This window comes from Vibrio sp. Isolate32, assembly GCF_022397955.1.
GTDB lineage: Bacteria > Pseudomonadota > Gammaproteobacteria > Enterobacterales > Vibrionaceae > Vibrio.
Genome location: NZ_JAKEUQ010000014.1, coordinates 66,141 through 83,398, shown reverse-complemented (window position 1 = coordinate 83,398; position 17,258 = coordinate 66,141). Strand labels below are relative to the sequence as shown.

Sequence of the window (17,258 nt, the reverse complement as noted above, 5' to 3'; positions counted from 1 at the left end):
TTTATCCGCAGCCTAGAGCCCTTCAGAATCGCTATTCCAGTAATGAGGTTCATTCTCTGTAGATTTTTCTAATAACTCATTGGCCTTAGCAATCATGTACTTTGGCTGAGCTATAACGATATCTTCAGGAACTCGTTGACCATTTGCTATGTAAGCAACCGGTAATGCATTTTGTATTACGACACTGATGAATTCACCTAGACTTAGGGATTCATCCAGCTTAGTCATGATGCATCCCGACAATGGGATTCTTCTAAAGTGTTCAATTGTTTCTTGCAGCACTTTGCGTTGTGCGGTTGCAGGCAACACAAGGTAGCTATTGATAACGGAACCACTCTCTTGCATCAATGTGTCTAACTGCTCAGATAGGCGAACATCTCGTTGTCCCATACCTGCAGTATCGACCAGAATCAGGCGACGATTACGTAACTGATATAATACATCGGCCAGTTCGCTAGAATCTTTAGCAACTCTTACAGGACAACCCATAATTCGACCATAGATCGATAACTGCTCATGTGCACCTATACGATATGTGTCAGTTGTCACTAGTGCGACGTTATCTGCGCCATATTCCATCGCAGCACGTGCAGCTAGTTTTGCAACAGTCGTTGTTTTACCCACGCCGGTTGGGCCAAGTAGCGCCACAATACCGCCGCGTTTTAAAATATCTTTTTGAGTAACAGAAATTTGGTCTGCCACCAGAGCTAACAAAGCCTTCCATGCTCGTGCTGGTTTGGTATCTTCAGGAATGTAGCAAGCCATCTGATCAGCAAGCTCTGCAGATACACCCATACGTTCAAGGCGCTTAATAAGCATGGCTCTGAGCGGTTCACGACGCTCGACTTCTTGCCACATTAGCCCTGATACTTGATGTTCTAACAAACGACGAATTGAGGTCATCTCTTCGCGCATCGTTTCCATTTCAGAATCAGAACCTTTGGAATGAGTATTCTCACGACCACGATCATAACGAGTAGGATCCAAACGAGGTGCTGGACGTTCTACTCTGCGGTCTTCAGCAATCAACTTTGATAAACCCGTTTCACGAGCAAACGCTGAATCAAGGTTGCCGTGAGACTGTTGGTTACTGTGAGATTGCTGATGGCCATAAGACTGATGACTACTTTGAGCCTGATGATTACTGTGCGGGTTATGACCTGTGTTTGATTGGCGATTGAGCAATGCTGACAATGAATCTTCATTTTCAGCACGATGTTGTGGTTCATCATCAGCCCCATGACTGTATTGCTTTAGCATATTTGCAAAGCGCTTGGTCATCGAGCGTCCACCTTCAGCACTTGCCTGAAGACTAACCTTATCATCGTCGAGTTGGCGTCGCCCAGCGGGAGCGGGAGGCGCGGCCATCTGCGTATATTGGCTTAGTGCAGGCTGCTGAGGTTTATTTAGTCTCTGGCTCACTGTCGACTGGCTGGATTCGCCATCAATAGCGGCAACAATTTCCACGCCACCTGCGACCTTTTTGTTAGACATGATTACCGCTTCTGAACCAAGTTCTTCTTTAACTTGGAGCAGTGCAGTTCGCATATCTTTTGCAAAAAATCGTTTAATTTTCAATTCGATCGTCCGTTCTAATTAGGCGGCTTAATTACCAACAGCTTGTACTATACGTATCTGCTTTTCGTCCGGTATCTCTTGGTAAGACAAGACTCTCAAGCTTGGGATCGTGTTTTTCACGAACTTAGCCAGAGTCGAGCGTAACACACCAGAGGTCAGTAGCACCGCTGGTTCACCTTTCAGCTCTTGCTCTTGTGTAGCGTGGCTGAGGGAGGTCTGTAAACGTTCGGCTAAACCAGGTTCAATACCAGCAGATTCTCCGCCGGATGCCTGCATGGTTTGATGCAAGATTTGTTCCAGCTCAGGAATTAAGGTTATCACTGGCAACTCTGGCTCTATACCATTGATTTCTTGAACAATTAAGCGTTTCAACGAGATGCGAACTGCCGCAGTAAGTATGTCAGGTTCTTGACTCTTACCTGAATACTCCGACAAAGTTTGGACTATGGTTCGAATATCACGGATTGGGATGGCTTCATTAAGCAGGTTTTGTAGCACTTTCACGACTACACCAAGCTGTAATTGCTCCGGTACAAAACCTTCCACTAGCTTAGGTGTTGAGCGGCTGAGCATCTCCAGCAAGTTTTGAACTTCTTCATGGCCAATGAGCTGTGATGCGTTGTTGGTTAGTAATTGACTGAGATGTGTCGCCAGTACTGTAGAAGAATCTACAACGGTATAACCTAGAGCTTGTGCGTGTTCTCGCTGCTCTTCTCGAATCCATACCGCTTCAAGGCCAAAAGCGGGGTCAATGGTAGGCTCACCATCGATCATGCCGTAGACTTGACCCGGGTTAATAGCGAGTTCCATGTCCGGCTTAATCTCAGCTTCACCCACCGCTACGCCCATCAGAGTAATTCGGTAGCTGTTTGGTGTCAGCTCTAGGTTATCGCGAATGTGTACCGCTGGGATCAAGAAACCAAAGTCTTGAGACAGCTTCTTACGCACACCTTTAACACGCTCAAGCAGTTCGCCCCCTTGGTCTCTATCCACCAAAGGGATCAAACGATAACCTACCTCTAAACCAATAATATCAACGGGCTGAACATCATCCCAAGAAAGCTCCTTCTGAGAGCCTACTTCTCCATTCGCTTCAACGGTCGCCGGAAGATTAGGTTCTTCCGCCTTCTTTTTGTTCTTCTTATCGATGTAATACGCACCCGCACCCGCAATAACAGCAAGGCTCAAGAACGAAAAATGTGGCATACCCGGAACAATACCCATAATGCCAAGGATAGCGGCGGTGATCATCAAGGCTTTTGGATTATCGAACATCTGGAAGACGAGCTGTTGCCCCATATCTTCATCAGTATTTTGACGCGTTACCATCATTGCAGCAGCTATAGAAAGGAGCAGTGACGGGATTTGTGCAACCAGACCATCACCGATAGTCAGTAGCGTGTAGATTTCGATTGCTTCACCAAAACCAAGGTCAAACTGAGCCATACCAATGCTCAAACCACCAATGATGTTGATGAATAAGATTAAGATACCAGCGATCGCATCGCCTTTAACAAACTTAGAAGCACCATCCATCGAACCGTAAAAATCAGCTTCTTTGGTCACTTCAAAACGTCGCAGACGCGCCTGATCTTGGTCGATCAAACCTGCGTTCAAGTCGGCATCGATTGCCATCTGTTTACCCGGTAACGCATCCAAGGTGAAACGCGCGCTTACCTCCGAGATGCGGCCCGCACCTTTGGTTACAACCATGAAGTTGATGATCATCAGAATCAAGAACACCACTAAACCTACGGCGTAGTTACCACCGATAACCACGTTACCGAAGGCTTCAATCACGTTACCCGCAGCATCGCCACCTTCGTGACCGTGCAGTAGAACCACACGAGTAGATGCAACGTTCAAGGCCAAGCGAAGCAGAGTCGCAATCAGCAAGACAGTCGGGAATGCAGCGAAGTCTAAAGGCCTTCGGGTATAAACCGAAACCAATAGCACAACCATAGACAGTGCGATGTTGAAGGTGAAGAACATATCCAACAAGAAAGCTGGAATTGGCAGCACCACCATAGCAAGCGTTGCAAGTACCATAACAGGCGCACCAATCGCAGGCATTGCACGGTTAGGAATTTTAGGTAGCTTGTCCGTAAAAGGCAGGGTGAATTTCATAAATCTAGACAGTTTCGCTATGTTGTAGCTATCTCACTAAGCAGATTGAGGCCTAGATCTAAGCTATGTTGCTATGGGCTAATATGTTCGGGTTGATATAGCAAACACTGTACCAACATCTTACGTCAAATTACCGCCATCACCTCGAAAAGCGAGGCGTAGCTAAGCCACTATTATCAGGGTTCATCAAGCTGAGCTCAAGCAATTGATCTAATGACGTAAATCAGGTGGGATCGGCATATTAGAATCTTGCAGTTTTGGCCTCTCTCCTCCTCGTTTTCGATACTGCTTAAGCTGGAAAACATATGCAAGCACCTGCGCAACTGCCGTAAACAAACCGTCAGGAATTTGTTGTTCTAGCTCAGTGGTGTGATAAAGCGCCCTCGCCAATGGCGGTGCTGGAACAATATAGATGTCGTTTTCGCGCGCAATTTCTCGGATCTTCATCGCCATGTGGTCGACACCTTTAGCAACTACAATCGGCGCTTTATCTTGATTCTGCTTATAGCGCAGTGCCACGGAAAAATGCTCTGGGTTGGTCACAATCACATCCGCTTGAGGAACGTCAGCCATCATTCGACGCTGAGCCGCTTCCCTTTGAAGCATACGAATTCGCCCTTTCACTTCAGGCTTACCTTCAGTATCTTTGAATTCGTCTTTGACTTCTTGTTTGGTCATCTTCAATTGATCGGCGTGTTGCCAGATCTGGAACGGGATATCAATCGCAACCACGATCAGCAAAGAACAGCTGATCAACAGAATAAAGTTAAGCAAGATATCCAAAGCATGAAAGATGTTCTGCGGGTACACATCCATACTCAGCTGCATTAAATCATGCTGAGAGGCTTGAATCAGATAAATCGCCATACCCGACACGAGCGCTACTTTCAAAATAGACTTGAGCAATTCAACCCAGCTTTGCAGGCCAAACATACGCTTGATACCACTGAGTGGGTTGAGCTTAGACGCCTTTGGCATCGCGGCTTGCATTGAAAAGTTAATCCCACCGACCCCCGCCGCACCAATCACGGCTGCAACAAACAGGGTTATTAGAATCAAAAACAGCGGAAACAACAAATTCACCAGTGCACCACCGGCAATTTCGAAGAGTTTATTGGTATCAAAGATCTCGTCGCGACTTAGAGAAAACAGGCGTTGCATAGCCTCGAACAAAGCCTTCGCCATCGATTCGCCAAACCACATTAATGAAATCGCACCTACTATCAGTACCGACGCTGACGCTAGCTCTTTTGACCTTGCAACCTGCCCTTTTTCTTTGGCCTGTTGCAAGCGTTTGGGCGTGGCGTCTTCTGTGCGTTCTTGACCGTCTGACTCTGCCATTTCAGTCTCCTAGCAATCTAACCGGATTAGACGACATATCTGTTGTTCGCCTTGCATCCAGAATAGCTCATAGTGACTATACAAGCCGCCAAGGATGTACCAACAAAGTAACAGACCCACGAGTAGCGCAAATGCAAAACCCAAAGAAAAGATATTTAACTGAGGTGCAGCACGCGTCATTACACCAAAAGAAAGGTTAATCGTTAGTAGCGCGATAATCCCCGACAAGGACATCGCCAGTGCCGTTTTGAACATGATGCCGAGCCACAATGCGAGCTCTCGAAAATCCACAGAGGTCAACGCTCCACTACCAATCGGCAATGTCTTAAAGCTAAACACCACCAGCTGCAACATTTTCAAGTGACCATCGGTCGCCAAAAAGAACATGGTCGCAAGCAACATGAACAGTTGACCAAGTACAGGCGTGTTTTGCCCGTTAGCCGGGTCAACCATTGAGGCGAAGCCCAAGCTCGATTGCATACCAAGGATTTGACCGAGCATAACAAAGGTTTGAATCATAAACTGAGTGACAAAACCCATCGCCACACCAATCACGATTTGTTCGAAGACGGTTAGGAAGCCTTGGAAGGACAGAAGTTCAATTTCTTTGGGAACAGCAGGAATCGCTGGCATTACTGCAAAAGTGATCGCCAAACCTAGATACAGACGAATACGCGGAGACACAAAACGTGCCCCTGTTACCGTCATCACCATCAGCATCGCTGAGATGCGAGTGTATGGCCAAAAATAATTGGCTAACCACTCTAGTACAAGGCTCGTTGGGTATTCCATATCGAATTAATACAGAACTTGCGGCAAGCGTTCGATGAGTTCGAAAAAGAACTCCATCATCATCTGAGTCATCCAATGTGCAAATAGCATCAACGCCAACAAAGTTACGATCAAACGCGGCAAGAAACTCAGTGTTTGTTCATTGATAGAGGTCGCGGCTTGGAATACAGCGACGACTAAACCGATCAGCAGGCTCGGGATGATAATGGCGCAAACCATGATGAGTACCATCCAAAGGGCATCTCGGAACAACTCTACGAATATTTCAGGATTCATTATTCCCCCAGCTACAAGGCAAAACTGCCGGCGAGTGTGGAGAGGATCAAGTTCCAGCCATCAACAAGAACAAACAGCATCAACTTAAACGGCAGCGATACAATCATCGGTGACAACATCATCATACCCATAGCCATTAATACCGATGCCACCACCAAGTCGATGATTAGAAACGGCAAGAACAGCATAAAGCCAATCTGGAAGGCAGTTTTGAGTTCAGAGGTGATAAACGCAGGAATCAGCACTGCCATTGAAACATCTTCAGGGTTAGTCACTTCCGCACCAGAAATCTCAACAAAGGTTTCAAGATCTTTGATTCGAGTCTGTTTAAGCATGAAGGATTTAATCGGTTCTTGTGCAACATCAAATGCCTGTCGCGCCGATATTTGTTCATTAAGATACGGCTGAACTGCTTGTTCGTTTACTTGGTTAATCACTGGCGACATGATGAAGAAGGTCAAGAATATCGCGATACCAATAATAACTTGGTTAGACGGTGTTTGTTGTAGACCCATCGCCTGGCGCAAGATAGACATCACGACCACGATACGAGTGAACGACGTCATCAAAATCACCATCGCAGGCAAGAAGCCAAGTATGGTCATTAGAGCCAATATCTGTAGATTTATCGAGTAGTCTTCACCGCCATTGGCATTGGTTGTCATGGTAAAGGCAGGTATGCCGCCACCATTGCCAGTCAAGCTGCCCGTGGTCATGGTTGTCGATTTGGCTTGGTCTTGTTCCATCGTGCTTATGGTGACCGATTCCGATCTAGCGGTATTCGCAGGAATGACGGTGCCATCTTCAGCTTGTGCAAATACCGACACACTGAATACGATTGAGCATAGGAAAGTAAGCTGAACCAACAGCACTTTCACCGCTCGGAAAGCTCCGGTTTGGTGAAAGTAAGATGAGTTCAAAAGTCCGTTACTTGTTTGCATCTTTTTTTATTAGCTGGGAAAGCTGACTTGAAAATGTACTTTTTTCCAGCATCTCCTGAGTAAGAGGTTTATCGAGCTTAGAGATCAGCTGAATCGATTGTGTGGTAATGCCCACCAAGAACTGTTCATCGCCCGCTTGCACAATAGCTATACGCTCTTTTGTACCCACAGGGATTTGCCTAACAATCGCCAAGCCTTGTTGATTGGACATCGCTGGCACTTGCATGCGCTTAAGCAACCAAGCAATGAATAAAATGAAGGCTATAACGAAAATTAGCGACCCAAAAGTGGTCGCTAAATCAAGAGAAGGAGGCGTCGCTGCAAAGGCAACAGAAGGAATAGCAAACAGCCCTACTCCTACTATTGCTCTAGATAAGCTCTTCAACCCTTGAGGTAAACGCGTCAACCTTAGAGACGATAAGCGCATTAACGTAGCTTCTTAATACGTTCTGTTTGACTAATTACATCGGTCAAACGAATACCAAATTTGTCGTTCACCACAACCACTTCGCCGTGAGCAATCAGAGTACCATTAACCATCACATCCAGTGACTCACCAGCAATTCTATCTAGCTCAACAACCGAACCTTGGTTCAACTGAAGTAAATTACGGATACTGATCTGAGAGCGGCCAACTTCCATTGAGATAGTCACGGGGATATCCATGATGGTATCCAGTTTACGACGCTCATCTTCAGAAATCGGAGACGATGAATCGGTTAGCTCATCAAGTGGTGCCGCAAGCACGTCATCAACATCAATTGATGGTGCTGAAGGATCTTCACCAAGTGCCGCAGCCCATTCGTCTGCTAGCTTTTGATCTTCACTAGGTTCCATTACCAATTCCTATACTTTTATCTATTTTGCTATTCGTCATCGTCGCTATTTTCCAGCTCAGACATTAAGTCCTTGCCTAGAAAAGCGAGATCAGTTTTAACCAGATGTGGTCGTTGAATTTTTTCAGAAATCTGTACTGCGAGCTTCTCACCAGAGCGCCCCATCTTCACACGATACGTTGGCAGCTCTTCAACGAACATGGTCGCGTGCTCAGGCATGTTCATTGGGATGACATCACCGGGACGCAGCTCCATCAAGTCACGCAGAGAGATATCTTGCTCTAGCAAGTTCACACGGAAGTTAACCGGCACATCCATAATTTCATCACGCAGCGCGGTACTCCAGCGAACATCGGTTTCCATTTTATCTGATTGAACACCGGCATCCAGCAGTTCACGAATCGGCTCTACCATGGAGTAAGGCATCACGACGTGGAAGTCACCACCACCGCCATCCACTTCAATGTGGAATGAGCTTACAACAATCACTTCTGTTGGGCTCACAATGTTCGCCATACTTGGGTTCACTTCAGAATCCAAGTATTCAAACTCAACCCCCATCACTGGAGACCAAGCTTCTTTGTAATCTTCAAAAACAATTTTCAGCAGTAACTGAATAATTCGTCTTTCGGTTGGCGTGAATTCTCGGCCTTCAATCTTGGCGTGGAAACGTCCATCACCACCAAAAAAGTTCTCTACGAGAATAAAAACAAGACGAGCTTCCATGGTGATAAGCGCCGTGCCTTTCAGCGGGCGAAAACGAACCATGTTTAAACTAGTAGGTACATACAATGTGTTTTGGTACTCACCAAATTTCATCATCTGTACGCCGTTGATCGACACTTCAGCCGTTTTACGCAACATATTAAACAAGCTAATTCGCATATGACGTGCGAAACGCTCGTTAATAAGTTCAAGGGTCGGCATTCGACCACGGACGATTCGATCTTGAGAGGAGAAGTCAAAATTGACCGCACTGTCATTGTCGGTCTCTAAGACATCTTCAACTTCTTCAACATCATCAACGCCGTGTAACAGCGCATCAATTTCGTCTTGGCTTAATAAATCGGTCACAAATTACCTATTGAATTACGAAGTCAGTGAATAACACTTTTTCAATCACAGGCTGGCCAACAGCTTGAGCCAGACTTGCTTTAATATCTTCTGTCGCTTTATCACGCAGTTCCACTCGCCCTGTTGGTGAGCGAAGTTGGTCAACCGTTGCCGAAGCGAACGTTGAGAGCAATGTGCTCTCTACTAATGGAGAGTGGTAACGTGCCAGGTCTTCATTTTTGCTACCGCGCACCATCAGTTGTGCTTTTATCTGAACTAGGCGATCTTTTTTATCACCTGTTACATTGAACAAGAAGGGCTGAGGGATGTTCACATACATAACAGGCTCTGCTGCAACCACAGCAGTGGCTGGCTGAGACTGAGATTCTGAGGCACTGTCATCGGAGCCTAAGAAAAAGAACAGCGCACCACCAATACCAAGCAGTAAAACAACGACCGCTATAATGATAATAAGGAGCTTACTCTTTCCTTTAGGTGCATCTTGTACTTCTGCCATATTTTACTCTAACTTCCTGTTCTTTCGATTAACTAACTGCGCTCAGCCTGATATTAGGCATAATAACTAATTCCATCACGCTTTGATGCGACATTCAATTCAAGATTGCTGCCACTATCAAGGTTTTCATCACCTTGCGTATCATTTGTGCGGTTAGAGCCTGATTGTTGCTCACCACTGTTGTATCTGTCTTGTCCCTTACCTGAACTTTGCTGTTGAACGGATGAATCGGCAAGCTGCATACCCTGTTGAGCAAGCATCTCTCTCAATCGAGGTAAGGTTTGTTCAATCACATCCCTCGCCTGTTGGCTGTTCACCGTAAAATGCACGTTCGCCACGTCATTGTTCATGGTCATACGGATCTTCATTTGACCCAACTCTGGTGGGTCGAGTCGAATGTCTAAGTTCTTAAGGTTTTTAGACATCATCATTTGTACTTTTTCAGCGACCTGTTCGTTTGCTAGCTCTTTAGTCAGCTGCAACGGTGCCTGTTGAGCGGCTTGAATCTCGGTGCGTGTTGGCGCCGAGCCTGCGTTCGCTGCACCTTGTACACCAGCCGCAGAAGCGATCTGCTGAGCAAATGTGGTGTCTTTCGAATCTTCCTTAGCACCGGCTTTACCTAAGCCAGAAAGAGCAGCCGCACCAGCGCCGGCCTTAAGTAACATGTCTGTTGAACCTGCTTTCGTCGCGGCAGGTGCTGCATTCAACGCCACACCTTGCGCGGTTAACGCCGGATCCAACACAGCTTGTGGCTGTTGTGCTGCGACATTAGCTTGTTGAGCAGCAGCCTGTTGGGCTATATGCGTATTATTAGCGTGCAGCATTGCTGCTTTATCCGTCGCTGCATGAGTGGTAGCAGCGTTACTTGCCGATTGCGCTGCAGCTTGCGCCGTAGTTTGCTGCGCAGCCGTCGCAACCGCTGCTGTTGAAGCTGCCGCTGCTAAGGCTTTGGCTTCATTTGAATCTGTATTATCCCAATCAATCGCAACAGGCTCAGCTGAGGCGCTGTTTGCGCCCGGAGCTTGGCTCAATAAAGCCGTTGCTTGTTGCTGAACGTTTGCGAGTTGTTTATCCAAAACGTCTAACTCAGCAGTCGTTTTAGCCAGCATCGCTTGCTCATCAGTCGTCAACTTTGTACCACTTTGCTGCTTCTGCAACAAACCATCAACAACGGACTGTTTTGACTCAATCTGAGCATTCAGTTGATTGAGCGATTTGGTGTGCGCATCTACCTGTTTTGCCAACTCAATATCCGCTGGAGACACTACTTGGCTTTGCTCATCAACTGCTGCTTGTGCCCCATTTTTCTGGCTGAGCTCTCGGCTCATGCTTGCTTCAATCTGTTCCGGAGTAACGCCTTTATCCATCAACTGGCGAATTTCATCATCTGTCAGTTGCGAAACACCTTTCCCGCCAGTAAGCACAGCAATTTCAGAATCCACTTCTAGCGCCCGAGCTTGATCGACCTGAGCCTGTTCTAACTGATACTTCTGTGGCAAGGCTTTGCCGTTCGGAGTCTGATTCAACGTTTTATTTGCCTCATCCAACTGACCTAATAACTTGTTTCCTTCATTCATCGCTGCCGCCGCTTGCGATGCTTGGGTAGGTTCGTCTACCGCTGATGAAGCCTGACCTTGGGGTTTAGCTGTCTGTTCCTGAGAGTCGTTGTTGTTAGCCAACTCACCTTTCCCATCCGCCTTGTTAGCGATAGCAGCATCATCGGTTGAATTCGCTTTGAGTTGTGACTCTGAACTATACACGGACTCTACAGGAGTTTTGTCTGTGGCTTTCTCACCCTCAACTTCTGAAGCCACTTGCTTACTTTGTGCTTGGCTTGACTCATCCGTAGTCTCAGCTGTTGAGTCCGTTTTCTTTGCTTCATCTGAAAATTCATTTTCCGTAGAGGCTTGTTTAGCATCAGATTTTGTAGTGCTGTCTGCTTCTTTTTCCGTTGCTTTGCTATCACTTTCTTCAAAGCCGAGCGCTTCTTTGAAAGATTCAAAGAAGCCTTTTGAGTCGCCGGTTTCCTCTACCTTTGAAGCGGCAGAACCGGTGTCCAACAACGAAGACGTTGTGTTGGTCGCTGAATTTGAAGAAGGACTAACGTTCATATATACAAGCTCTATCTACTAGCTTTGCTGCCACAAAATCGGCAACAAAAAGAAAGTCGGATGCTTTTTATGCCTTTGCTGGGCATAACGCGCAATTTTATATAAATCGGAGCAAGAAACATGCCTATAAGTTCTATCCTCACAATATCGAGAACAGCATCTGCGTCATTCGTGGCTTAAGATCACATCTGCTTTCGGCTATATAACAGAGTCGAGAACTCATCCATTTGCTTTTGTTCTCTTTGAACCTGCAGCTTTGCTTTCTCTTTCTGCTTTTTCTCCATCAACCACTCGTAGGATTTGCGTTTTTTCCGTAACTCCATCCAGTAGTTTTGACAGTTGTCTACTTGATTTTTGAAGTGGTGCTCTGCTTCTCGCTGCTTGGATAATGTTTCATCTAACTGGGTTAAGAAGCGATTCAAGTGACCATATTGACTTGCCGTTAAACCAGCCTTGCCACGGTCGACAAGCTGCTGGCAGTAATCAAGTCGATACTTTTCAATCTGTGCGACCTGTTCGTAGTAACCTTGGAGTTCCGAATTCGCTTTATTGAGCGCAAGTACGGCTTGATTCTCTTGATCTTTGGCTTGATCGAGCAAAAATTCTAATGCGTTATCCATGACTAACCTTATTCATTCGTTAGCCACCCAATACATGCTTCAACATGTTGACACACATGTCGTATGGGACTGTTTCTTTCATCTTCTGCTGCAAGTACTCATCCAGTTTTGGCTTCAAAGTAAAGGCACTATCAATTGCAGGATCAGTTCCTGGCTTGTAAGCGCCAATCGAAACCAAATCTTGGTTTTTACGACAAATAGACAGCACTTGCCTTACCGCTTTCGACATCAAAACATGTTCTTCAGTGGTAATTTGCGGCATAACACGACTGACGGATTTCTCTACATCGATCGCAGGGTAATGACCCGCATCCGCCATCTCACGGGACAATACAACGTGACCATCGAGAATCGCTCGTGAAGCATCAGCGATTGGGTCTTGTAAGTCATCGCCTTCGGTTAACACGGTAAAGAAAGCTGTGATAGAACCTTGTTCATCGTTGCCGTTACCCGCACGTTCCACCAGCGCAGGAAGCTTGGCGAATACTGACGGCGGATAACCTTTGGTTGCTGGCGGCTCGCCAACAGATAGTGCGATTTCACGCTGAGCCTGTGCAAAACGGGTCAGTGAGTCCATCAAGAGCAGAACATCTAAACCTTGATCACGAAAGTATTCCGCCACCGTTAGCGCCGTTTGACAGCCTTTCAATCGCATCAAGGGTGATGAATCGGCAGGCGCAGCAACCACAACCGATCGCTTACGGCCATCTTCACCAAGAATCTCTTCGATAAACTCTTTTACTTCGCGTCCACGCTCACCGATTAAGCCCACCACAACCACTTGCGCTGTGGTACCTCGAGTCATCATGCCTAGTGTTACGGATTTACCGACACCTGAGCCTGCGAACAGCCCGATACGCTGACCTTTACCTACCGTCAGCAAGCCGTTAATCGCTTTCAAGCCAACATCAAGTGGTTCAGAGATTGGCTTACGTGCCAAAGGGTTAATCGGTTCGGCACTGAATGATGCGCGTTGCTCAGTATAGATTGGGCCAAGTCCATCCAGAGGATTACCGACACCATCAATCACACGACCAAGTAATTCCATACCCACCGGAATACCGCTTTCAGAAGTCATGGGAGTGACGCGAGCACCGGGTAAGATCCCTGTGATTTGTTCACTCGGCATCAGAAATAGGTTATCACCAGAGAAGCCAACCACTTCAGCTTCCATCTGGCCAGACATGGTTTCGACTAAGCACAGGCTACCAATCGGAGCTTTACAGCCGGTTGCTTCAAGGGTTAGTCCGACTACCCGCACCAATTTACCAGAGGCAACGGGACGTGATTTTAGCCCTTCGACTTTGTATTGGCTGAGACGATTCGCTAACTCAAGCATTACGCGTGACCTTGATGGCGATTAGCACCACAGAAGCTCTGGATAACGTTCTTCACACGCTCTTCCATTCGATAATTCACACTCGATTCACCCGCTTCAATTTGTACGTCGCCACGGTTAAGTGCTGGCTCTGAAACTAATGTCCAATTGCGGCAGTCCAGTTCCGTATCCCCATACGCAGAGCGAATGATCGTGACGTCTTCTGGGTTAAGCTTCAACGTAATAGCGTGACCAGAGATCGGCAGCGACTCTACTGACTCTTTCACGGTATCTAGGATGATTTGTGGATTGGTTTGCACTTCAACGTGCACAACCTCTTTAACCATAGTCAGCACCATGTCCACCAGCTGCTTTTCAACCTGAGCGTTCATTAGCTCCAAAGGTTGAGCAAACTGGTTTGCGAGCCCCATAAAGATAGCGACTTGTTGTTGAATATACTCTTGACCAGCGGTAACGCCTTCGAGCTTGCCCGATTCATTACCCTCAGCATGGCCCGCGGCAAAACCTTCTTCTTTGCCTTTTTCGTAACCTTGCTTAAAGCCAGCTTCCTGACCTTGATGCAGGCCTTCTTGATAAGCGCCTTGCTTGATCAGTTCGATTTGTTCTTCGGTCAGAATAAGCTCTTCTTCTTCGATCGCTTCTTCGACTGTCGGCATCCAACCTGGATCGTAGTTAAACGCCGTTTCTTTGGCTTGTTTACTCACGTCAGAGGTGTAGTCAGGCAGCCCCCATTTCTGAGGTTGGGCAACCGTATTATCTTCTTCAGGGCGAAGGAAGCCACGTTTTCTATCACCTGACATATCAGTACCTATCTATGAGTACGTCCAACTGTATTGTCAACTCAAACAGTTAAACAGAGTTAATCTGTGGTTCGAAATTGGATAAAGAAAAGCCCCAACAGTATGGGGCTTTTGAGGTTTCTGTATTAAAGGAACTCGTCGGCGCCACCAGACAGCATAATCTCACCACTGTCTGCCATCTTCCTCGCAATACCCAATATCTCTTTCTGAGCCGCTTCCACGTCAGAGACTTTCACTGGCGGCATCGCCTCAATATCGTCTCTCATCATATCGGAAGCGCGTTTAGACATGTTCTTAAAGATCTTCTCACGTAGACCATCATCAGCACCTTTAAGTGCTTTCTGTAGAATGTCTTGTGGAACATCACGCAGCAGTCGCTGAACACCTTGGTCATCCACTTCAATAAGGTTTTCAAAGACAAACATAAGATCTTGAATCTGAGTTGCCATGTCTTCGTCTTGATCTCGAATTTGATCCATCAAGACACCTTCTACGTTGTTGTCCATATAGTTCATGATCTCAGCCGCAGCTTTCAGACCACCAATTTTGGCAGCTTGAGCACCAGCTTGACCCGCAAACTGTTTCTCCATGATCTCGTTCAATTCAGCAAGAGCCGAAGGTTGAACTTCTTCAAGGTTGGCGATACGCATCATTAAATCCAGGCGAACACGCTCTGGGAACTGTGACAGAATCTCAGCCGATTGATCAGCATCGAGGTACGACAAAACAATAGTTTGAATTTGAGGGTGCTCATTGATGATGATGCTCGCCACTTGACGAGGATCCATCCACTTAAGCGAATCCAAACCTTTCGAGCCTGTGCCGAGAAGGATTTGGTCAACAAGGTTATTTGCCTTGTCTTCACCCAGAGCAGCCACCAACGCGTTACGCATGAAGTCTTCGCTACCCATACCAATGTTGGTATACTTCTGAATATCATCTAAAAAAGCACGGTGCACTGCGCCTACTTTCTCTTGAGATAGATCCGTAGCTCGCGCCATCGCACTACCCACACGCTGAACCTGCTTTGGTTCTAGATGGCGAATAATACCAGCAGCGTCTTCTTCATTTAAACTGAGTAACAAGATCGCAGCGCGCTCATCGCCTGAGATAGAGTCGATGTCCACGCTAGAGACATCAAGCACTTCACCGCCTTCAGTTTGTTGTGGAACTATTTCGTTAGCCATCTACCATCCAATTCTTAACTACTTGAGCTGCTAGCTCCGGTTCATTCGCGACAAGTGCACGTACTGCTTTCAGCACGTCTTCATCTTTATGAAGGTTCGGTAAGTCAATGCTTGAACCAAATTCAAACAGCTCTCCACCTTCAATATCACCGCCAATTAGGCTGGTCTCACCATCGGCACCAATTGGCATGCCGTCTGGGCCGTACATCTGATCATCGTTGTCTGCAGCTGGGTTAAGCAGTTTCTTCATTGCTGGACGAACAAGAACTAACACCACCACAATAATAACTAATGCACTCGCAAACCAACGTACCCAGTCATTAAAGTTAGGGTGCTCCCAGATTGGCACATCAGGAACCACGTCTGTGATTTGAGGTGCGAACTGCATGCTTAATACATTCAGTAAATCGCCACGGCTTTCATCAAAACCTACAGTACCAATCAATACCTGACGAATCGCATTGATTTCGCTCGTAGGGATTGGAGTATGAACCACTTCGCCCGTATCTGGGTTGATGGATTGACGATCTTTAATCGCTACCGATACCGTTTGACGATTCACCGTGCCAGTCTGCTTACGCTCATGACTGATAGTGGTATCTAATTCGAAGTTTCGTGTTGCTTCTTTATGAACCGAGCCCTGACCAGTCATCGCGCCATCTTTCATCTGGGCGACATCTTGAGGGATAGACGCATCTGATGGAGGCTGGTTACTCAGCGCACCAGGAATACCAGCGACAGTATTACCGTTATTGTAATCTTCTAAGGTGTATTCGCTTCGAGTTGCCGGCGTGTTCGGATCAAAACGTTTTCTAGTCTGTTCTACCGCACTAAAGTCGAGCTGAATATCAACTTGAGCCGTGTAGTTTCCAAAACCAAGGATAGGAATCAAGATAGAGTCAATTTTCTCACGCAGTGCTTGTTCTTGGTTACGCTCCAACTCGTGCTCTTTACGACGCGCCGCTGAAATTGGGTCTTGAGAGCCTGAACTCAGCAGTCGACCATGTTGATCAGTCACAGTAATTCGTGAGGTTTTCATTCCCGGAACGGCACTCGCGACCATATCCACAACAGAGTCAATTTCTTGCTGCTTGAGGTTCGTACCGGTTTTGAGAGTTAGAAATACAGAAGCAGAGGCTTCTTGATTGTGACGTACAAAAACACTTTGCTTAGGTAATGCCAATAAAACCTGTGCTTTACGCACCTGTTTCATCTGTTCAATAGCTTTCGCAAGCTGTCTTTCACGGCTTAATTTGAGGCGTTCTTGCTCTAAACGTTGTGATACACCAAAGCCCATGTCTTGCATGAGGATGTCATCACCTGCGTTTCGCTCTTGGTTCAAACCAGCTCGCACCATATTGAGCTTCAGAGAGTTGTAATCACTCGCAGGCACCGAAATAGTATTGCCTTCAAGTGAATATTCGATCTTTTGCTGATCTAAATAGTCAAGAACGGGGATCAATTCTTCTGTTTCGTAAGCCCCTAATGGACGCATTTCTGGCTCTTTTACCCAGAAAAATAGCATCACAATAAGCGCGACACAGATTGAGATAGACAGCACTAAGACAACCTGACGAAGTAAATCTAGGTCACCTACGGCCATATCAAATTTAGATGAACTACGTTCACCTAGATCGGGATTTTGCCCTTCTCCGTCCAGCTCAGCACCCGCAATGAGTGCGTGGTCGTTACCATCGCTCACGGTTAAATCTGTTGTTTGACTATTATCTGCCACTACTT

Annotated in this window: 16 protein-coding genes; all 16 read right to left on the bottom strand. The window is 46.6% G+C overall.

Annotated elements, in window-relative coordinates:
- Positions 1-12: 12 nt before the first annotated feature.
- Positions 13-1,578 carry a flagellar biosynthesis protein FlhF gene (gene flhF / locus L1D11_RS12410; RefSeq protein WP_239831855.1) on the bottom strand — a complete coding sequence of 522 codons (1,566 nt, stop codon included), beginning with the start codon at positions 1,576-1,578 and terminating at the stop codon, positions 13-15.
- Between the two features lie 27 nt (positions 1,579-1,605).
- Positions 1,606-3,705, bottom strand: a complete 2,100-nt coding sequence (gene flhA, locus L1D11_RS12405; RefSeq protein WP_239831856.1) for a flagellar biosynthesis protein FlhA — start codon at positions 3,703-3,705, stop codon at positions 1,606-1,608.
- Positions 3,706-3,915: 210 nt separating this feature from the next.
- Entirely contained in the window at positions 3,916-5,046 is a 1,131-nt protein-coding gene (gene flhB / locus L1D11_RS12400; protein WP_239831857.1) for a flagellar biosynthesis protein FlhB, read from the bottom strand.
- A gap of 9 nt (positions 5,047-5,055) precedes the next feature.
- Positions 5,056-5,838 carry a flagellar biosynthetic protein FliR gene (gene fliR, locus L1D11_RS12395; RefSeq protein ID WP_239831858.1) on the bottom strand — a complete coding sequence of 261 codons (783 nt, stop codon included), beginning with the start codon at positions 5,836-5,838 and terminating at the stop codon, positions 5,056-5,058.
- A 6-nt stretch (positions 5,839-5,844) separates the two neighbouring features.
- The gene (gene fliQ / locus L1D11_RS12390; protein WP_029235191.1) at positions 5,845-6,114 is read right to left on the bottom strand and encodes a flagellar biosynthesis protein FliQ; all 270 of its coding nucleotides are present in this window, start codon (positions 6,112-6,114) and stop codon (positions 5,845-5,847) included.
- Positions 6,115-6,125: 11 nt separating this feature from the next.
- Positions 6,126-7,055, bottom strand: coding sequence for a flagellar type III secretion system pore protein FliP (fliP, locus tag L1D11_RS12385; protein ID WP_239831859.1), 930 nt, complete (start codon positions 7,053-7,055; stop codon positions 6,126-6,128).
- Complete coding sequence (gene fliO / locus L1D11_RS12380; RefSeq protein ID WP_239831860.1) at positions 7,042-7,482, bottom strand: flagellar biosynthetic protein FliO; 441 nt, start codon at positions 7,480-7,482, stop codon at positions 7,042-7,044. The genes fliP and fliO overlap by 14 nt, the downstream gene beginning before the upstream one ends.
- Positions 7,482-7,892 carry a flagellar motor switch protein FliN gene (gene fliN / locus L1D11_RS12375; protein ID WP_004739851.1) on the bottom strand — a complete coding sequence of 137 codons (411 nt, stop codon included), beginning with the start codon at positions 7,890-7,892 and terminating at the stop codon, positions 7,482-7,484. Before fliN ends, fliO begins: the two co-directional genes overlap by 1 nt.
- Before the next feature lie 29 nt (positions 7,893-7,921).
- Positions 7,922-8,965: a flagellar motor switch protein FliM gene (fliM, locus tag L1D11_RS12370; RefSeq protein WP_239831861.1), complete on the bottom strand. Its 1,044-nt coding sequence runs from the start codon at positions 8,963-8,965 to the stop codon at positions 7,922-7,924.
- A 7-nt stretch (positions 8,966-8,972) separates the two neighbouring features.
- Positions 8,973-9,461 carry a flagellar basal body-associated protein FliL gene (fliL, locus tag L1D11_RS12365; RefSeq protein WP_239831862.1) on the bottom strand — a complete coding sequence of 163 codons (489 nt, stop codon included), beginning with the start codon at positions 9,459-9,461 and terminating at the stop codon, positions 8,973-8,975.
- A gap of 53 nt (positions 9,462-9,514) precedes the next feature.
- Complete coding sequence (locus L1D11_RS12360; RefSeq protein ID WP_239831863.1) at positions 9,515-11,572, bottom strand: flagellar hook-length control protein FliK; 2,058 nt, start codon at positions 11,570-11,572, stop codon at positions 9,515-9,517.
- A 182-nt stretch (positions 11,573-11,754) separates the two neighbouring features.
- On the bottom strand, positions 11,755-12,192 hold the full coding sequence (gene fliJ / locus L1D11_RS12355; protein ID WP_239831864.1) for a flagellar export protein FliJ: 438 nt from the start codon (positions 12,190-12,192) through the stop codon (positions 11,755-11,757).
- A gap of 19 nt (positions 12,193-12,211) precedes the next feature.
- A complete protein-coding gene (fliI, locus tag L1D11_RS12350) occupies positions 12,212-13,531 on the bottom strand; it encodes a flagellar protein export ATPase FliI (RefSeq protein ID WP_061033695.1) in 1,320 nt (439 codons plus the stop codon).
- Positions 13,531-14,331 (bottom strand): flagellar assembly protein FliH, encoded by an 801-nt coding sequence (gene fliH, locus L1D11_RS12345; protein ID WP_239831865.1) that lies wholly within the window; start codon positions 14,329-14,331, stop codon positions 13,531-13,533. The genes fliI and fliH overlap by 1 nt, the downstream gene beginning before the upstream one ends.
- 125 nt (positions 14,332-14,456) lie before the next feature.
- Positions 14,457-15,518 carry a flagellar motor switch protein FliG gene (gene fliG / locus L1D11_RS12340; protein WP_060983693.1) on the bottom strand — a complete coding sequence of 354 codons (1,062 nt, stop codon included), beginning with the start codon at positions 15,516-15,518 and terminating at the stop codon, positions 14,457-14,459.
- Complete coding sequence (fliF, locus tag L1D11_RS12335; RefSeq protein WP_239831866.1) at positions 15,511-17,253, bottom strand: flagellar basal-body MS-ring/collar protein FliF; 1,743 nt, start codon at positions 17,251-17,253, stop codon at positions 15,511-15,513. Before fliF ends, fliG begins: the two co-directional genes overlap by 8 nt.
- Positions 17,254-17,258: the final 5 nt, after the last annotated feature.